Origin of the sequence: Undibacterium sp. Di24W, assembly GCF_049340325.1 — a bacterium.
In the GTDB taxonomy this organism is placed as follows: Bacteria; Pseudomonadota; Gammaproteobacteria; order Burkholderiales; family Burkholderiaceae_D; genus Undibacterium.
Genome location: NZ_JBMPOP010000005.1, coordinates 203,633 through 218,757 on the forward strand (window position 1 = coordinate 203,633; position 15,125 = coordinate 218,757).

Sequence of the window (15,125 nt, forward strand, 5' to 3'; positions counted from 1 at the left end):
ATTTGTATGATGCTATCGTTTAGATTCAGCGCTCCATTTCACTTAATCGTTGCTGCAAGGACGCCGCTAGATTCCTGCCTTCGCAGGAATGACAGTTAATACAGTTGCGGCTAAGGATGGAATGTTGAGTTTCGTTTTTTTACGTCTTATTCAAACAGTAAAAATGATTACCGTCGCTCCTGCGTAGGCAGGAGCCCAGCGGCTTTCGTTGAGCGACAACAAAAGCAATTAGGGATCAGAAGTACAACACGCGAATACACAAGACCTGCGTATAATTTATCAATAAATTCCTACACAGAAAACAAACACCAATGAAAATCCTAGGCATAGATCCCGGCTTACGCACCACAGGTTTTGGTGTCATTCATAAGCAGGGCAGTAAGCTCACTTACATCGCCTCAGGTACCATCAAAACAGTCGAAGGCACTTTGCCTGAACGCCTCAAAACTATCCTCTCCGGTGTCACAGAAATTATCCAAACCTACCAACCCGATTGCGCTGCAATTGAGAAGGTGTTCGTCAACGTCAATCCACAATCAACACTGTTACTCGGTCAAGCCCGTGGTGCTGCGATTTGCGCTTTGGTGAGTGCTGATTTAGATGTCGCAGAGTACACGGCGCTGCAAGTGAAGCAGGGTGTAGTCGGTCATGGTAAAGCGAAGAAAGAACAAGTGCAGGATATGGTGCAGCGCTTGCTGAGTTTATCTGGCACGCCTAGCTCTGACGCAGCAGATGCGCTGGGTGTGGCGATTTGTCATGCGCATAGTGGCGATACTTTGAAAACGCTTGGTGCTATTGCGCCTGAGTTGGCTAAGAAGGGTTTGCGGGTTAGGGCGGGTAGACTGATTGGATGAGTGAACAATTGAATAAAGATTTTGAAGTCAAACTCTTAGAAGCGTTTTCGGATGAACTGAAACAATTGCCGGAAGTTGGTTTGCGAGGAGGTAATGCTCTCGATAGCGGTTGCAATTTGCTCGAGTATGATGAAGCGCACGACTTGGTTTCAGACGAATATTTTGAAAAATATTTCTGGGGTGTTTCTTATTTAGACTCGAAGTCTTGGCGCTATTATTTGCCCCAACTCATTCACTATTCTTTGCGCCAATTTGACGAAGCCAACACTGTCACAGATGCTTTGTTACAAAGCCTCCGGCCACCTGATCGCAGCCCACCAAGACTAAGTTCACTGTCTAAATTACAGGAAGAGGTGATCATCGATTTTTTGGAATTTCTGGCGTTTAATGACGAATCGGCTTACCAGGAATTTTCATGTCAAATATTGGATGAATGGTGGTATTCGAGGAGCTTGTATCGGACTTAGTTGAGATTGTTTGTGGATACTTTCTATGTTCTTAGGTCGGGTGTGGCCCGACGGCCACTCACTTTCTTTGCTTCGCCAAAGAAAGTAAGCAAAGAAAGGCGACCACGCTGCCACAGCCCTTCGGGTTCCCAATTGTGCGGGACAAAAAATGGGAAAGCCTTGAAACTCGCCTTCGGCTCAAACAGCAAGGCTTTCTTTATCCATTTTCTGTCCCGCACAATTGGCAGTGTCAGAAGTGGGTGAAGATCAGAAACAAAAAACAAAAACAAAGTCAAAAACAACGACAACATCAAAACAATCAGTCTCGATAGACATACATTTCTCGAATAGCAGTTGTAGGTCGTTGTTTTTGATTTTGCTTTTGACTTACTCTCCGTTTGAGACGATGTAATTTGTGCGTCACAAAAAATGGGTAAGAAAGTGTTGTTGTCTGAGCGTAGCGAGTTTTAACACTTTCCCATTTTTTGTGATGCACAAATTATGCTGAAGCGTAGCGTAAGCACCCCGAAGGGGCGAGTCTACGGTCGTCTTTTTTGGATTACCTTTTTTGACGAAGCAAAAAAGGTAATTGGCTGTCGGGCTACACCCGATCTGTGAACCATAAAAAACACCGAACAATCAATTTAAAACAAAAAAATACCGCCCATATAAAAAGGCGGCATTCAATTTTAAAACGCGATTTAAAAACGCAACTTACAAGCTCATAAAAACCGTTGCCGTATTGACGACTCAATCCCCTCCGCACTCAAACCACATTGCGCCAACAATAAAGCCGGATCGCCGTGATCAACAAACTTGTCTGGTAAACCTAAAATCAACAAGGGTTTTGCAATGCCCGCTTCGGCTAGCGCTTCAGCAACTGCTGAACCAGCGCCGCCCATCGTACAGCCTTCTTCGACTGTAACTAAGGCATCATGACTCGCTGCCATGTCGTGAATCATCGCGGTATCAATTGGTTTGACAAAGCGCATATTCACTACCGTTGCATCCAGCGCTTCCGCAGCTTTAATCGAAGGATGCACCATAGAACCAAATGCCAAAATGGCGATTTTCTTGCCTTGGCGTTTTAGCTCAGCTTTGCCAATAGGCAGTTCGCTTAGTTCAGCTTGAATGGTGGCACCTATGCCTGCGCCGCGTGGGTAGCGTATCGCCGCTGGGCCTGGATGGCGGTAGCCCGTAGTTAACATTTGGCGGCATTCATTTTCATCGCTGGCTGCCATCACGATCATGTTGGGAATGCAGCGTAAGTAAGCGAGATCGTAATTGCCTGCATGTGTTGCACCGTCGGCGCCGACCAAACCGGCACGGTCTAAAGCGAAGGTGACGTCTAGATTTTGCAATGCAATGTCGTGAATTAATTGGTCGTAGGCGCGCTGCAAAAAGGTGGAGTAAATTGCGACGACGGGTTTTAAACCTTCGGTGGCCATCCCGCCGGCAAAGGTGACAGAATGCTGTTCAGCGATACCGACGTCATAATAACGTTTCGGAAAACGCTGTTCAAACTCCACCATACCTGACCCTTCGCGCATAGCAGGTGTGATGCCTATGAGTTTGTCATCGGCGGCAGCCGTATCACACAACCAATCGCCGAACACTTGGGTATAGGTTTTCTTCGCTGGAGCAGTTGTAGGCTTGATGCCTTCTTCCGGATTGAATTTGCCGGGGCCATGATACAGAATAGGATCGGCTTCTGCCAGTTTATAGCCTTGTCCTTTTTTGGTAACCACGTGTAAGAACTGCGGGCCTTTGAGGTTCTTAATATTCTGCAACGTAGGTATTAAAGATTCCAGATCGTGACCATCAATGGGGCCGATGTAATTGAAACCAAATTCTTCGAACATCGTCGCTGGAACGATCATACCTTTTGCATGTTCTTCGAAACGACGTGCTAGTTCTAACATCGGTGATGGTAAAACGGATTTGCCTACATTGCGAGCCGCTGCATAAAATTTACCTGACATCAGTCGCGCCAGATAGCGATTTAAAGCGCCGACCGGTGGCGAGATTGACATATCGTTGTCGTTTAAAACGACCAACATATTGATGTCGTCATACACACCCGCGTTGTTCATCGCTTCAAACGCCATACCAGCTGTCATAGAGCCATCACCGATGATCGCTACCGCGTGACGTGATTCGCCTTTGGTGCGCGCCGCTAATGCCATACCTAATGCAGCAGAAATTGAAGTCGAGGAATGCGCTGTACCGAAGGTATCGTATTCACTCTCTACCCGTCGTGGAAAACCAGAGATGCCATCAAGCTGACGCAGGCTATGCATATGATCGCGGCGACCCGTGAGGATTTTGTGCGGATAGGTTTGATGACCAACATCCCATACCAAACGATCCTCTGGCGTATTGAAGACATAATGTAGAGCGATTGTGAGTTCTACTGTGCCCAAATTGGAGGATAGATGACCTCCCGTTTTGGAAACCGACTCGATCACATAGTGGCGTAACTCATCTGCCAATGAGGCTAATTGGTGGCGGCTGAGCTGGCGTAAATCGGCTGGCGAATTAATCGTAGTGAGTAGTGACATTATTATGCTTTCCGCTGGACGATGAGATCTGCTAAATCGTGCAGATGTTGGGCGGATTCTCCAAATTGTGACAGTGCCTGGTGAGCATCGCTACAGAGTTGAGCGGCTAACTGGCGTGAGGCATCTAAGCCTAATAGTGAAACATAAGTCGGTTTGTTATCAGCGGCATCTTTGCCGGCGGTTTTGCCTAAAGTTGCAGAGTCCGCAGTGGCATCGAGTACGTCATCAACCACTTGAAATGCCAGACCAATCGCGCTTGAGTAGCTATCTAAAGCTTGAATTTCGTCCGGAGATAGCAGCTTACCGCCCATTGCGCCCAATAATACTGAAGCCCGCAATAGTGCACCTGTTTTTAAGCGGTGCATTTGCTCTAGTTCCGATAGGGTCAAAGCCTGACCGACGCTGGCGAGATCTATCGCCTGGCCGCCACACATACCGATAGAACCCGAAGCTTGTGCCAATAATTGCAGCATAGGGAGTATGCGATCAGCACTGGCTTTTGCATTGCTTAAGACAATAAATGCCTGAGCTTGCAAAGCATCGCCAACCAGCAGTGCAGTGGCTTCATTGTATTGCTTGTGAACCGTAGGTTTACCACGACGCAACGCGTCATCATCCATACACGGCATGTCGTCGTGTACTAGCGAATAAGCATGAATCATTTCTACCGCACAAGCCGCACGTGATAGTAATTCTTGTGGTGCGTCAAACAGTTTGCCTGCCGCGAAAACTAATAGTGGGCGTACCCGTTTGCCGCCATCGAGTACGGCGTAAGCCATGGCTTCGTGCAAATTCTCTGGGACAGTTTGAGTGCTTGGTAAATACTGATTGAGCGCAACTTCAACGTCTGCTTGTGTTTCTTTCATCCAGTTTCGGAAACTAATGTTCATGCATGGCCCTCGTCAACCGCGTCAGACTCTTTTGTATCAAATGGTTTTAACATGCCAGCATCTAAGATCTTAACTTGTTGTTCGACTTTTTCTAATTGTGCTGCGCAGTATTTAATGAGCTCTGAACCGCGCTGATAAGCGCTGACGGATGCCTCTAAAGGTAGTTGACCGGATTCCATTTGTGTTACCAGTTCTGCCAGCTCAGCCATGGCGTTTTCGAACGATGCTGGTGTTACATTAGACGGTAATTTCTTTGACATAGATTAGTTTGCAAGGTAGATTGCAGGATTGGCAGGCGAAACCCCGTATTTTAGATCAAAGGACAGTGCTCTGTGCAGTTTCTCATCGTGAACTTTGGACAAGAAGCTTAACTAAAGGGCATCGTTTTTGCGATTTAATCGGTTTGTAGTGAAAAATATGCTTAAAAAATGAGCGAAGTTGCGTTTCAAACATTTCCACGTGGAAATAATGTGTTTATAGTCGAAACTGTATAACAGAACGCGATAAGTAGCTTGTTGAATGTTGGAAAAGCATCTTAAGCATTGTTAATTAATGATATGTCAGTAAATCAAGTAGATCAGCAGCAACCTCGAGCCAAGGCCGAACATCGATTGCCTTTGGATAAGCTCGACACATGGCAGGCCTTGGTGCAACAGGCCTGCCAACTTTGCACGCCTCAAATAGACGCGTTTGCATCACGCCTGTCGCATGATTTATTCGCTCAATCTGAAAACGCATCGGATCCAAAACTCGCAAACTTGTGTTTTCACGGTGCGCAATTACTAAAGAATAATGCTTACACATTTTATTATCTGAGCTCATCTGGACTTGAAAAAGCTTTCAAAGCTGAAGTTGATGTTTTACGTTCAGTTGCTAAGCCACAGGTCATCGTACAAGATGTAGGCATGAGTTTGGTTTCATTTGAAGAGATGGAACTTAAACTGAGTTTGAGTCGTGCCAGCCGCTCTTTGGAATTGACTTACGCAGAACCACTAGCGGCCTTGAATATGCGGCTCGCCAGTTTGTTGGGCCAAGAAAGTATTGGTGCTTCACAAAATCCATTTCGGCCTGAAGTCTTTTTGCGTGCATTTAATGCGGCGTGGATAGACTTCAACACAGAAGTCGATGCCCATGCATTGATGTTGCCAATGATTAGCGAGTTCATTTTTGATCTGGCACCGGTCTACCAAGCCTTGAATGATCTTTTGATTGCACGCGGGATCTTGCCCGACCTGCAGGAAAGTTATCGACTAAAACGCAAACAGGCCAGTGCCGAAGCAGAGCGCTTGGGCGAAGCTGTGAAAAACGAAGTCGCTAAAAAGCTTGAGCAATACTTTGCTGGTAATGAGGTTAATAATTCAGCAGAGAATGGTGCGCAGGGACGCGGCGCGGGTGGCTTCTCTTACCCAGGTAACGCTGGATCAGCCGCCGGCAGCGGACAAATGTCCGCGCAACATATGGGCGGAATGATGTCTATGGGGGGCATGACGGGCGCTCCTTATATGGGTGGCGACCCTGCTAGTTTTAATCCGGCGTCTTCAGAATTGTTTCAATACCTCGCCGATGTTCAAAAGAACATGGCGATACATCAGCTAGTCTCTGGGGCACAGAATGCAATGCGTTTGTCGCATATGCGCCAAGAGATGCCGAATATGTTTCATTCTGGTGTAGAGAAGCATACGTTCGATTTGCTCTCACATGTTTTCGATGGTGTATTAGGCAATCAAGAAATCGCTGACCCCATTAAGAACTTGATCAGTGCATTGCAAGTGCCTGTATTAAAAGCAGCCTTGATCGATAAGAATTTCTTTTTTCAAGATGCACATCCAGCGCGCCGCCTGATCGATTTATTGTCTAAATATAGTGCTTCGCTTGACCCACAAAAAGGTGAAGATGATCCCTTATTTCAGGCTATGCAACGTAATGTATTGCGCGTGCAAAAGGAATTCGATCAAGAGTTGGGTCTGTTTGATGAAGTCGTAACGGATCTTGAAGCTTTCATTCAAAAAGACGAAGCCGAAACAATCGAAGCTTTGCAAGCGCCTATCAATCGGGCGCTGCAAAAAGAAAAATTTAAGCAAGCTGGTATCGCTGCGAGCAATGATGTCTCGATGCGCATAGGCAGCGGTGAAGTTATGGCGTTTGTCGAAACCTTTCTCGAGAATCGATGGATTAAAGTATTAACCTTGGCTTACAGCGTGCGAGACGAGAAACCGCATGCGGTTGAAGATGCGATTAAGACGATGGATGACTTGATCTGGAGCATCAAGCCAAAGATTACTTTGGCGCAGCGCCAGGAAATGATTAATCGTCTGCCTGGCATTTTGGCGCGCTTGAATAAATGGTTAAGCTTGATCAAGTGGGAGGATGCTGATCGCGTACAATTTTTCGCTGACTTAGCTGAATGTCACGCATCGATCGTGCGCGCGCCTTTGGAGTTGTCACCAGAACGTCAGATGGAAATTGCGGTTGAGGCCGCTAAGTTGGCCACTGAACGTCGCTTGCAAAAGCGAGCCGAGGCGGAAGCGAAAGCAGTTGCTGATGCAAAAGCAAAAGCGGAAGCGGAAGAAGCTGAAAAAGCACGCTTAATTGCTGAAGCGATTGAGAAAGCGAAAACTGATGCAATTGAAGCTCAGCAGGCTCAACAAGTCGCGGCTAGCGCCAATCAAGTTTCGGGTAATGCAACTACAGACACTGTTGCTAATGCTGCCAATAATTCTTTGCCTTCATTGAATCGACCTATCATCAATGAGGCTTCAATTGCAGAGATCATAGCGCAGGACATCGCAGAGGCAGAAAATATCGTTGCGAGTTTGGAACGTGGCGTTTGGATACAACTTAAGAAACGTGATAACACTCTGCAAAAAGTACGACTCGCTTGGATAAGCCCTATGCGTAGCTTGTTTATTTTTACCTCTAGTCAAAAAGAGAAATCATTTTCTGTATCGGTGGATGAGCTAGAGAGGAATTTCCGGGAGCGACGCGCTCAAGTGATCTCTATGGATAAACTGGTAGACCGTGCCTTGCTTGATGCACTGAATCAACAGGATCAGCCAGAACAGGCAAATAAATCGGTGCCCGCCTCGCTGGAAATGCAAAATTAAGTGCATGGTCCGTTGCTAGCGCATGCCTACAAAACTACGCGACCAGCGCTCTTATTGGGCGAATCTCTAACTAAAACAAGACCTTATCTGATGTTTCGGGTATAATCCCGCGTTCTGTCCAAAATTTCCTCTTCAAGTGCAGTTTGTTTGAGTTTTCGATTTCTTCAGAGTTAGAAGGTCGTTATCGAAAATAGGTATTTATGGATTCTTTCTCTCTAAGGGCGTGCTGACATGTTATTTAGGCAAGCGTTCGTGTCAAAACGCAGGATGGCAAGGCGCATCTCGCCGCTGCGGCAGGCCGCCTCAGCAGGAGATGCAACGCTGTCCATCGTGCGTTTTGACACGAACCCTTCGGGAATGGCTGAAATGGGCGCATGGCGTCGTTGCAAGCTGCTTACAGTGCCTGCACTGCCGCACAGCTCGCGCCTAGCCATACACCCATTTCCGCACATTGGCTTACCTAAATCACATGTCAACACGCCCCAAGTTGGTGCAAATTAATTTGGGGGGTGGGGATGTCCGATCTGGCTTCTTTGTCTACATTAGCGCGTTCTGACGCGCAACTTCCGGTACATGTTTATTTTGATCAAGGCTTGTTACAGCGCGAGATCAAACAGCTTTTCGAATCTGGTCCGCGCTATGTCGGCCATGAGTTGATGATTCCTGCCGTCGGTGACTATGCAACACTTGCTGCCGAAAATGAAGGACGCATGCTGGTGCGGAATGCACAAGGTATAGAGCTGATGTCAAATGTTTGCCGTCATCGTCAAGCCTTGATGTTCGGTGGACCAGGGGCGAAAAGTCGCGGCAATGCGAAACAAATAGTCTGCCCTCTGCATCGCTGGACCTATGATTTGAAAGGCGAGCTACTTGGCGCGCCGCATTTCACCGACACTCCTTGTCTGAATCTTTCACGCACGCCTTTGCAAAACTGGAATGGTTTGCTGTTCGAGCAAAATGGCTACAACGTCATGGAAAAAATGGCGAGCTTGTCCGTTACTAAGGATCTTGATTTTACTGGCTATATGCTGGATCACGTCGAAGTTCATGAATGTGACTACAACTGGAAAACTTTTATCGAAGTTTATCTGGAAGACTATCACGTTGAAGCATTTCATCCAGGCTTAGGTAGCTTTGTCAGCTGTGATGACTTGCGCTGGGAATTTGGCGAAGACTATAGCGTGCAGACTGTGGGTGTGCATAAAGGTTTACAGAAATCAGGTTCCGCTAAATATCAGGCTTGGCAAGAGCAGGTGCTCAAATACCGTGGCGGTGAACCGCCAAAATTCGGTGCAATCTGGCTAACCTTGTATCCAAATATTATGGTCGAATGGTATCCCCATGTCTTGGTGGTATCGACTTTGTGGCCAACCGCAACTGGTAAAACCAAGAACGTCGTGGAGTTTTATTATCCCGAAGAGATTGTCTTATTTGAACGTGAATTCGTCGACGCGGAACGTGCCGCCTACATGGAAACTTGCATCGAAGACGATGAGATCGGTATTCGCATGGATGCGGGTCGTAAGATATTGTTCGATAGAGGCGTCAACGAAGTGGGCCCTTATCAGTCACCGATGGAAGATGGCATGCAGCATTTTCACGAATGGTATCGACGTAAGATGCAGTTCTAAAGTCTCATCAAATGGGGAAGCATTGCTTCCCCATTATTTTTTTAATCAGTTTTTGTAGTGAAATTTTAAGAAATATTATGCAAGCACTTTGGATGTTGGTTGCCACGTTTTTGTTTTCCTTAATGGGTGTTTGCGTCAAGCTCGCTTCAGAAACCTATAGCACGGCGGAGATTGTGACGTATCGCGGTGCGATAGGCGTTATTGGTATCTACTTTATAATGCGCTGGCAGAACGGTACTTTGCGCAGCACTATGGTGACTGGTCATATCTGGCGTGGGATTTTTGGCGTACTGTCTTTGTGGTTATGGTTTTATTCGATCTCTAAGCTGCCTTTGTCTTTATCGGTGACTTTGAGCTACATGTCGTCGATTTGGGTCGCAGTGATTTTGTTCGTGACTTCATGGTGGAAGAATCGCGGTAAAGACGTGGTGCATCTTCCGCCAAATTTAGTCATGTCTATCTTGTTGGGTTTCGTCGGTGTGGTGATGTTATTACGGCCTACGATTCGTGTTGAGCAATTGCCGGATAGCTTGATTGCACTTTGTTCTGGATTCGTTGCGGCTTTAGCGTATATCCAAGTGCGGCAAATGGGCGTGGCTGGTGAGCCGGAATATCGCGTTGTATTCTATTTTTCCCTAGTGTGTACCGTGATGGGTATTCTCGGGCAGTTTTTGCATTTCAATGCGCTGTCAGAAACGCAGTTGGCAGCGCATGTGAACCATCATTTGTTCGATCCCAGAGGCATTGCACTTTTGCTCGGCGTTGGCATTCTGGCGATGATCGCGCAATTAGCTATGACTCGCTCGTATCGCTTAGGAAATCCTTTGGTCGCAGCCAATTTGCAGTATGTCGGCATTGTCTTCACCAGCACTTTGGATTTGTGGATTTGGAAGGTGAATCTGAGTTGGATTAGCTGGTTAGGGATTGCAGTTATTTTGTCTAGCGGTATGATAGCTTCTTCGTTTAATAGTAAGCCGAATGTCAGCAATACCGACAAAAACTAAAAAGGGAAATACGTATGTACAGCACACTAATCTCCGCCGAACAATTGGGGCTTGCATTTTCTAAATCCAGTCTAATTATCGTTGACTGTCGTCACGATTTGATGGACGCGCAAGCTGGACGCAATGCTTATGATGCGGGACATATTGCTGGTGCGGTTTTTGCGAATTTAGATCATGACCTGTCGGGTGCCAAGCATGATGACAATGGCGTTTTCCGTGGGCGCCATCCTCTTCCAAAGCCGGATGATTTGCTGGCAGCATTGCGTCGTTTCGGCATAAATAATGAGACTCAAGTCGTTGCTTACGATGCGCACGGTGGTATGTTTGCTGCACGCTTGTGGTGGTTATTACGCTCAATCGGTCATGCTAGTGTTGCGGTACTCGACGGTGGCTTGGCTGCCTGGACTGCAGCGGGACACATTTTGCAAACCGAATTTGTACAAAATCCGGCAGGCGAAATCGTGGCTAAGCCGCCATTAAACACTCAACTTGATGTTGCGGCTATAGTGAAAAATTTAAATGCCGATGACGAAAAAAAATTGCAAATTGTTGACGCCCGAGCGGCCGATAGATTTCGTGGTGAGAATGAAACGATAGACCCAGTTGGTGGTCATATTCCTGGCGCGACGAATCGCTTCTTTAAAGACAATTTACAAGCGGATGGTCGTTTTAAATCAGCCGAGCAACTGCGTCAGGATTGGCAGAGCTTGTTAAACGATCCAGAAAAAGCCGTAATGCAATGCGGCTCAGGTGTGACGGCTTGCCATAATTTGTTGGCGCTTGAAATAGCAGGCTTGCACGGCACCGCTTTATATCCAGGTTCCTGGAGTGAGTGGTGTTCAGATGCCACTCGTCCGGTGGCGACAGGCACTTAAGCTACTTAGTGCCGATGCTGCGTCACAAACAAGACTAGCGCCACGCCACATGCGATTAAAAATATTTGTGGCACGGTTTCCTTTAGCGAGGCGCGACGCTGCATTTGTGGCATCAGGTCGCTGACGGCGATGTAAATAAAGCCAGACGAGGCCAGCACTAGAACATAGGGAATCAGAGAACTGGCTTTGTCTAAGGTGTAATAGCCTAGAACCCCACCTAGCACCGCCATTAGGCTGCATAACAAGTTGTAGAAATACGCACGCCGGCGAGAAAATCCGGCATTCAATAAGACGATAAAATCACCAATTTCTTGCGGTATTTCATGCGCAATGATGGCTAGCGCCGTCACCATGCCTAGACCCGGATCCGCTAAAAACGCGGCTGCGATCAAAATCCCATCGGTGAAATTATGCATGCCATCACCGATCAAAATCATCCAACCGGCTTTACCGGCTTCATGCGCATCATGCCCGTGTTCGTGATGATGTCCATCGCCTTCGTGGTGATGTGAGTGGCGCAAAATTGCGAATTTCTCTAGCAGGAAAAAAGCGAGTAATCCGCCCAGTAAGCAGGCAAATAAAGAGCGCGGATCTGCGCCAGATTCAAAAGCAGTTGGCAGTGCGTGCAGGAACGATGTCGAGAGCATAATGCCGACCGACAAACTGACCATGCGTTCAACCAATTTCGACAGCAGCGAAAAAGAAAAGATGGCAGCAAAGCTGATACTCAACACACCAGCAACTGTGGTGGTAATGAGAATGGATGACAGCAGGGAAGGAATTTTGAACCTCGAATGGATTTATTTTGCAACTTGGTTGCAATTAGACCATAAATTCGCTATTAAAGCAATTCGCCAAGCTTATCCAAGCATCTAGTTGTAGCGGTTTTCCCTACCGGAAATGATAGTCGTAAGTGATACAAAATGGCTTGGATAGCCGCCATACTAAGATTGAAAAAGTGGGAGCTACTTTCAGTTAGTCGGGTTTGCATTTTTTACTGCGCTCAGCGATCGCCTTAATTTCCTCCAACCGTTTTTCATCATCCATATAAATAGGATCGCCATTAGCATCAACACCCGTTTTCAAAGGCTGGCCATTTAATAACTCGCGTAAGCGTTTTTGATCTTCATAGCATTTATTGCTGTCGGCACGATTCCGATCACGTGCCAAACCTTCTTCTTCCTCTTGCCGTCTTTTCCATTCGGCAAATTCTCTGCTTGCTTCTGCAGGTGTTTTTGTCGCACGTGTCGTTGGGTTTGGAGTCGGGCTTGCGGCAGGCGTTCCAGTATTGTTGGTTGTTGTCGTTGCTGTTGGGTTGCTATTTGGAGAAGAAATTTCTTTGATTTTTGTCGATCCAGCGGGGCAACTATTCGCAAAGATTTTTTTGCCTTGCGCGTCACGGCATTCGAAAACCTGAGCGTGGCTCGCACTGTACATACCTAAGGAGCAGATCACGCTAATCAGGATTTTTCTTGGGTAAAGACTCAGTCGAGGCATGGCATTCCAGATGTTGTGTGATAGTCGCTAATCATGCGATATAAAAAAGTATAATGAAATGGAATAAATGAAATATCGCGCTTTTTATTCCTTTACACTTAGATTTCAACATTGCTCATGAATAGCACGACGCACGACTATTTAGCTCGCATGCAAGATTTTATTCTTAGTTTAGGGATACAACTGGAATATAGATCTTTGCCTCAGACAACTTTTTTGCCCGGTTTGGATTTGGGACCGAACTGCATTTATATTGATCAAGAAAAATTACTGTATCCCGGTGATTTATTGCATGAAGCGGGACATCTGGCGGTTACCACAGCTCGTCAACGTGCAGCGATTGGCAGCGCAGAACTAGAGCTGCCGTGGCCTACCGATGGCGAGGAAATAGCCGCTGTATTGTGGTCGTATGCAGCTGCATTGCATCTGGATATTCCTTTACACATCGTATTTCACGATGACGGTTATAAAGACGATTCGGCTTGGTTGATCGAAAATTTCTCTGCAGGAAATTACATAGGCCTACCATTTTTACAATGGGCAGGCCTATGTTATGACGCTGAGCAGGCAGCTGTGCATCAAGTTCAGGCTTTCCCTGTAATGCAGCGTTGGATGCGCGAATAATTGATCTGGTTTTATTCTGCTACATCCACTAACTGCGCTAAGACATCTGCGCGCAGTTCTTGAGGTGTCGTGGTCGGCGGATAACGTTTAAGTACTTGCCCCTCTTTTGTGATCAGGAATTTTGTGAAATTCCACTTGATACTCTCGGTACCAAGAATACCAGTCGCGTGACTTTTTAGGTATTGAAATAAGGGATGTGCATCACTGCCGTTTACATTCACCTTTTCAAATAAGGGAAAGCTCACGCCAAAGTTCTTTTCGCAAAAAGTCGCAATCTCGCTCGCTGTGCCAGGTTCTTGAAAACCAAATTGATTGCAAGGAAAGCCCAAAACTTGAAATCCTTGAGCTTGAAATTCCTCATGCAATTGCTGCAAGCCTTGATATTGCGAGGTGTAGCCACATTGGCTTGCGGTGTTTACGATTAGCAGTACTTGACCTGCATATTTGTTTAAATCAACTGCCTGACCCGTAATGTCATTCGCCTGAAAGTCTAACACGCTCATAGAATGCCGAGATGTTGCGTACCAGCCGATAAATCGCGATTGCTGGCGTCTTTACCGCGCAATTTGATTGCCAGGCGCAATTCATTGACCGAGTCGGCATTTCGCAAGGCGTCTTCGTAGGTAATCAAATCCGCTTCGTGTAAATCGAACAAAGCTTTGTCAAAAGTCATCATGCCGAGTTCTTCAGATTTTTTCATGATTTCTTTGATTTCATGAACATCACCTTTGAAAATAAGATCTGAGATCAAAGGCGTATTGAGCATAATTTCGATCGCAGCAACGCGACCTTTTTGTCCGCGTAAAGGAACTAGGCGCTGAGAGATAACGGCTTTCAAATTGAGTGACAAGTCCATCAGTAGCTGGGCACGGCGTTCTTCAGGGAAAAAGTTAATCATACGGTCGAGCGCCTGATTCGCGCTATTTGCATGCAAAGTGGCTAAACACAAGTGACCAGTCTCAGCAAAAGCAATCGCCAGATCCATCGTTTCACGCGACCGAATTTCGCCAATCTGAATCACATCAGGTGCCTGACGCAAAGTATTCTTCAAAGCGATTTCCCAATCATCAGTGTCGATACCGATTTCGCGCTGGGTAATGATGCAATTGCCGTGTGGATGTACATATTCAATAGGATCTTCGATGGTGATGATGTGTCCGTAGCTATTCGCATTACGATGACCAACCATGGCGGCTAAGGTGGTCGATTTACCAGACCCCGTTGCGCCCACCATAATCACCAAACCACGTTTTGTCATCGCAACGTCTTTGATTTGGCTAGGCAAACGCAGGTCTTCGAAAGTAGGAATGGTCGAGGTAATAGTACGTAACACCATACCCACTTTACCTTGCTGCAAAAATGCCGAGACGCGGAAACGTCCTAAGCCAGGGGGATTGATCGCGAAATTACATTCCTTACTTGATTCGAACTCGGACGCTTGTCTGTCGTTCATAATCGCCCGCGCCAAATCAATGGTATGTGCAGCTGTCAATACCTGATTCGACACTGGAGTGACTTTGCCATCTATCTTAAATGCCGGGGGAAATTCTGCGGTAATAAAAAGATCGGAACCATTTTTGTTCAGCATCAATCTGAGCAAGTCGTTCATAAATTTGGTGGCCTGATCGCGTTCCATGAA

The 15,125-nt window shown here is 46.6% G+C and carries 16 protein-coding genes; 9 read left to right on the forward strand and 7 right to left on the reverse strand.

Annotation, left to right across the window (positions count from 1 at the left end):
• The first annotated feature begins 311 nt into the window (after positions 1–311).
• A complete protein-coding gene (gene ruvC, locus ACO0KZ_RS12455) occupies positions 312–854 on the forward strand; it encodes a crossover junction endodeoxyribonuclease RuvC (RefSeq protein WP_422995613.1) in 543 nt (180 codons plus the stop codon).
• Positions 851–1,321 carry a DUF6714 family protein gene (locus tag ACO0KZ_RS12460; RefSeq protein WP_422995615.1) on the forward strand — a complete coding sequence of 157 codons (471 nt, stop codon included), beginning with the start codon at positions 851–853 and terminating at the stop codon, positions 1,319–1,321. The genes ruvC and ACO0KZ_RS12460 overlap by 4 nt, the downstream gene beginning before the upstream one ends.
• A 701-nt stretch (positions 1,322–2,022) precedes the next feature.
• On the opposite strand, the gene dxs is transcribed toward ACO0KZ_RS12460, so the two are convergent.
• From dxs to ACO0KZ_RS12475, 3 genes are read right to left on the reverse strand one after another with little or no spacing between them, the layout of a single operon-like run.
• Complete coding sequence (dxs, locus tag ACO0KZ_RS12465; RefSeq protein ID WP_422995617.1) at positions 2,023–3,861, reverse strand: 1-deoxy-D-xylulose-5-phosphate synthase; 1,839 nt, start codon at positions 3,859–3,861, stop codon at positions 2,023–2,025.
• A 2-nt stretch (positions 3,862–3,863) separates the two neighbouring features.
• The gene (locus ACO0KZ_RS12470) at positions 3,864–4,751 is read right to left on the reverse strand and encodes a polyprenyl synthetase family protein (protein WP_422995619.1); all 888 of its coding nucleotides are present in this window, start codon (positions 4,749–4,751) and stop codon (positions 3,864–3,866) included.
• Positions 4,748–5,011 (reverse strand): exodeoxyribonuclease VII small subunit, encoded by a 264-nt coding sequence (locus tag ACO0KZ_RS12475; protein WP_422995621.1) that lies wholly within the window; start codon positions 5,009–5,011, stop codon positions 4,748–4,750. The genes ACO0KZ_RS12470 and ACO0KZ_RS12475 overlap by 4 nt, the downstream gene beginning before the upstream one ends.
• Positions 5,012–5,308: 297 nt before the next feature.
• On the opposite strand from ACO0KZ_RS12475, the gene ACO0KZ_RS12480 reads away from it, so the two are divergent.
• The 5 genes from ACO0KZ_RS12480 to ACO0KZ_RS12500 all read left to right on the forward strand — a co-directional run bounded on the left by ACO0KZ_RS12480 (position 5,309) and on the right by ACO0KZ_RS12500 (position 11,365).
• The gene (locus ACO0KZ_RS12480; RefSeq protein WP_422995623.1) at positions 5,309–7,855 is read left to right on the forward strand and encodes a DUF1631 family protein; all 2,547 of its coding nucleotides are present in this window, start codon (positions 5,309–5,311) and stop codon (positions 7,853–7,855) included.
• Positions 7,856–8,086: 231 nt separating this feature from the next.
• Positions 8,087–8,356, forward strand: coding sequence for a hypothetical protein (locus ACO0KZ_RS12485; protein ID WP_422995625.1), 270 nt, complete (start codon positions 8,087–8,089; stop codon positions 8,354–8,356).
• Positions 8,357–8,370: 14 nt separating this feature from the next.
• Positions 8,371–9,486 carry an aromatic ring-hydroxylating oxygenase subunit alpha gene (locus ACO0KZ_RS12490; protein WP_422995627.1) on the forward strand — a complete coding sequence of 372 codons (1,116 nt, stop codon included), beginning with the start codon at positions 8,371–8,373 and terminating at the stop codon, positions 9,484–9,486.
• Positions 9,487–9,563: 77 nt separating this feature from the next.
• Positions 9,564–10,490: a DMT family transporter gene (locus ACO0KZ_RS12495; protein WP_422995629.1), complete on the forward strand. Its 927-nt coding sequence runs from the start codon at positions 9,564–9,566 to the stop codon at positions 10,488–10,490.
• A 14-nt stretch (positions 10,491–10,504) separates the two neighbouring features.
• A complete protein-coding gene (locus ACO0KZ_RS12500) occupies positions 10,505–11,365 on the forward strand; it encodes a sulfurtransferase (RefSeq protein WP_422995631.1) in 861 nt (286 codons plus the stop codon).
• Between the two features lie 5 nt (positions 11,366–11,370).
• On the opposite strand, the gene ACO0KZ_RS12505 is transcribed toward ACO0KZ_RS12500, so the two are convergent.
• Entirely contained in the window at positions 11,371–12,075 is a 705-nt protein-coding gene (locus ACO0KZ_RS12505) for a ZIP family metal transporter (protein WP_422996041.1), read from the reverse strand.
• On the opposite strand from ACO0KZ_RS12505, the gene ACO0KZ_RS12510 reads away from it, so the two are divergent.
• Positions 12,014–12,241: a hypothetical protein gene (locus ACO0KZ_RS12510; RefSeq protein ID WP_422996059.1), complete on the forward strand. Its 228-nt coding sequence runs from the start codon at positions 12,014–12,016 to the stop codon at positions 12,239–12,241. The genes ACO0KZ_RS12505 and ACO0KZ_RS12510 overlap by 62 nt on opposite strands.
• A gap of 99 nt (positions 12,242–12,340) precedes the next feature.
• On the opposite strand, the gene ACO0KZ_RS12515 is transcribed toward ACO0KZ_RS12510, so the two are convergent.
• Positions 12,341–12,862: a DUF4124 domain-containing protein gene (locus tag ACO0KZ_RS12515; RefSeq protein WP_422995633.1), complete on the reverse strand. Its 522-nt coding sequence runs from the start codon at positions 12,860–12,862 to the stop codon at positions 12,341–12,343.
• A 117-nt stretch (positions 12,863–12,979) separates the two neighbouring features.
• Between ACO0KZ_RS12515 and ACO0KZ_RS12520 the strand changes: the two genes are divergently transcribed.
• Positions 12,980–13,486, forward strand: a complete 507-nt coding sequence (locus ACO0KZ_RS12520) for a hypothetical protein (protein WP_422995635.1) — start codon at positions 12,980–12,982, stop codon at positions 13,484–13,486.
• Positions 13,487–13,497: 11 nt separating this feature from the next.
• Here the strand turns inward: ACO0KZ_RS12520 and ACO0KZ_RS12525 are convergent, their stop codons facing one another.
• Together ACO0KZ_RS12525 and ACO0KZ_RS12530 are read right to left on the reverse strand one after the other, a co-directional pair.
• Complete coding sequence (locus ACO0KZ_RS12525; RefSeq protein WP_422995637.1) at positions 13,498–13,989, reverse strand: glutathione peroxidase; 492 nt, start codon at positions 13,987–13,989, stop codon at positions 13,498–13,500.
• Complete coding sequence (locus ACO0KZ_RS12530) at positions 13,986–15,122, reverse strand: PilT/PilU family type 4a pilus ATPase (RefSeq protein ID WP_422995639.1); 1,137 nt, start codon at positions 15,120–15,122, stop codon at positions 13,986–13,988. The genes ACO0KZ_RS12525 and ACO0KZ_RS12530 overlap by 4 nt, the downstream gene beginning before the upstream one ends.
• Between the last annotated feature and the right edge of the window lie 3 nt (positions 15,123–15,125).

Bases quoted from the DNA above. Each gene is read 5' to 3' on its own strand.
- ACO0KZ_RS12490 (WP_422995627.1), top strand. From the start codon at position 8,371: ATGTCCGATCTGGCTTCTTTGTCTACATTAGCGCGTTCTGACGCGCAA.
- ACO0KZ_RS12480 (WP_422995623.1), top strand. From the start codon at position 5,309: ATGTCAGTAAATCAAGTAGATCAGCAGCAACCTCGAGCCAAGGCCGAA.
- ACO0KZ_RS12520 (WP_422995635.1), top strand. From the start codon at position 12,980: ATGAATAGCACGACGCACGACTATTTAGCTCGCATGCAAGATTTTATT.
- ACO0KZ_RS12475 (WP_422995621.1), bottom strand. From the start codon at position 5,011: ATGTCAAAGAAATTACCGTCTAATGTAACACCAGCATCGTTCGAAAAC.
- ACO0KZ_RS12500 (WP_422995631.1), top strand. From the start codon at position 10,505: ATGTACAGCACACTAATCTCCGCCGAACAATTGGGGCTTGCATTTTCT.
- ACO0KZ_RS12460 (WP_422995615.1), top strand. From the start codon at position 851: ATGAGTGAACAATTGAATAAAGATTTTGAAGTCAAACTCTTAGAAGCG.
- ACO0KZ_RS12510 (WP_422996059.1), top strand. From the start codon at position 12,014: ATGCCGACCGACAAACTGACCATGCGTTCAACCAATTTCGACAGCAGC.
- ACO0KZ_RS12495 (WP_422995629.1), top strand. From the start codon at position 9,564: ATGCAAGCACTTTGGATGTTGGTTGCCACGTTTTTGTTTTCCTTAATG.
- ACO0KZ_RS12525 (WP_422995637.1), bottom strand. From the start codon at position 13,989: ATGAGCGTGTTAGACTTTCAGGCGAATGACATTACGGGTCAGGCAGTT.
- ACO0KZ_RS12515 (WP_422995633.1), bottom strand. From the start codon at position 12,862: ATGCCTCGACTGAGTCTTTACCCAAGAAAAATCCTGATTAGCGTGATC.
- ACO0KZ_RS12530 (WP_422995639.1), bottom strand. From the start codon at position 15,122: ATGGAACGCGATCAGGCCACCAAATTTATGAACGACTTGCTCAGATTG.
- ACO0KZ_RS12470 (WP_422995619.1), bottom strand. From the start codon at position 4,751: ATGAACATTAGTTTCCGAAACTGGATGAAAGAAACACAAGCAGACGTT.
- dxs (WP_422995617.1), bottom strand. From the start codon at position 3,861: ATGTCACTACTCACTACGATTAATTCGCCAGCCGATTTACGCCAGCTC.
- ruvC (WP_422995613.1), top strand. From the start codon at position 312: ATGAAAATCCTAGGCATAGATCCCGGCTTACGCACCACAGGTTTTGGT.
- ACO0KZ_RS12485 (WP_422995625.1), top strand. From the start codon at position 8,087: ATGTTATTTAGGCAAGCGTTCGTGTCAAAACGCAGGATGGCAAGGCGC.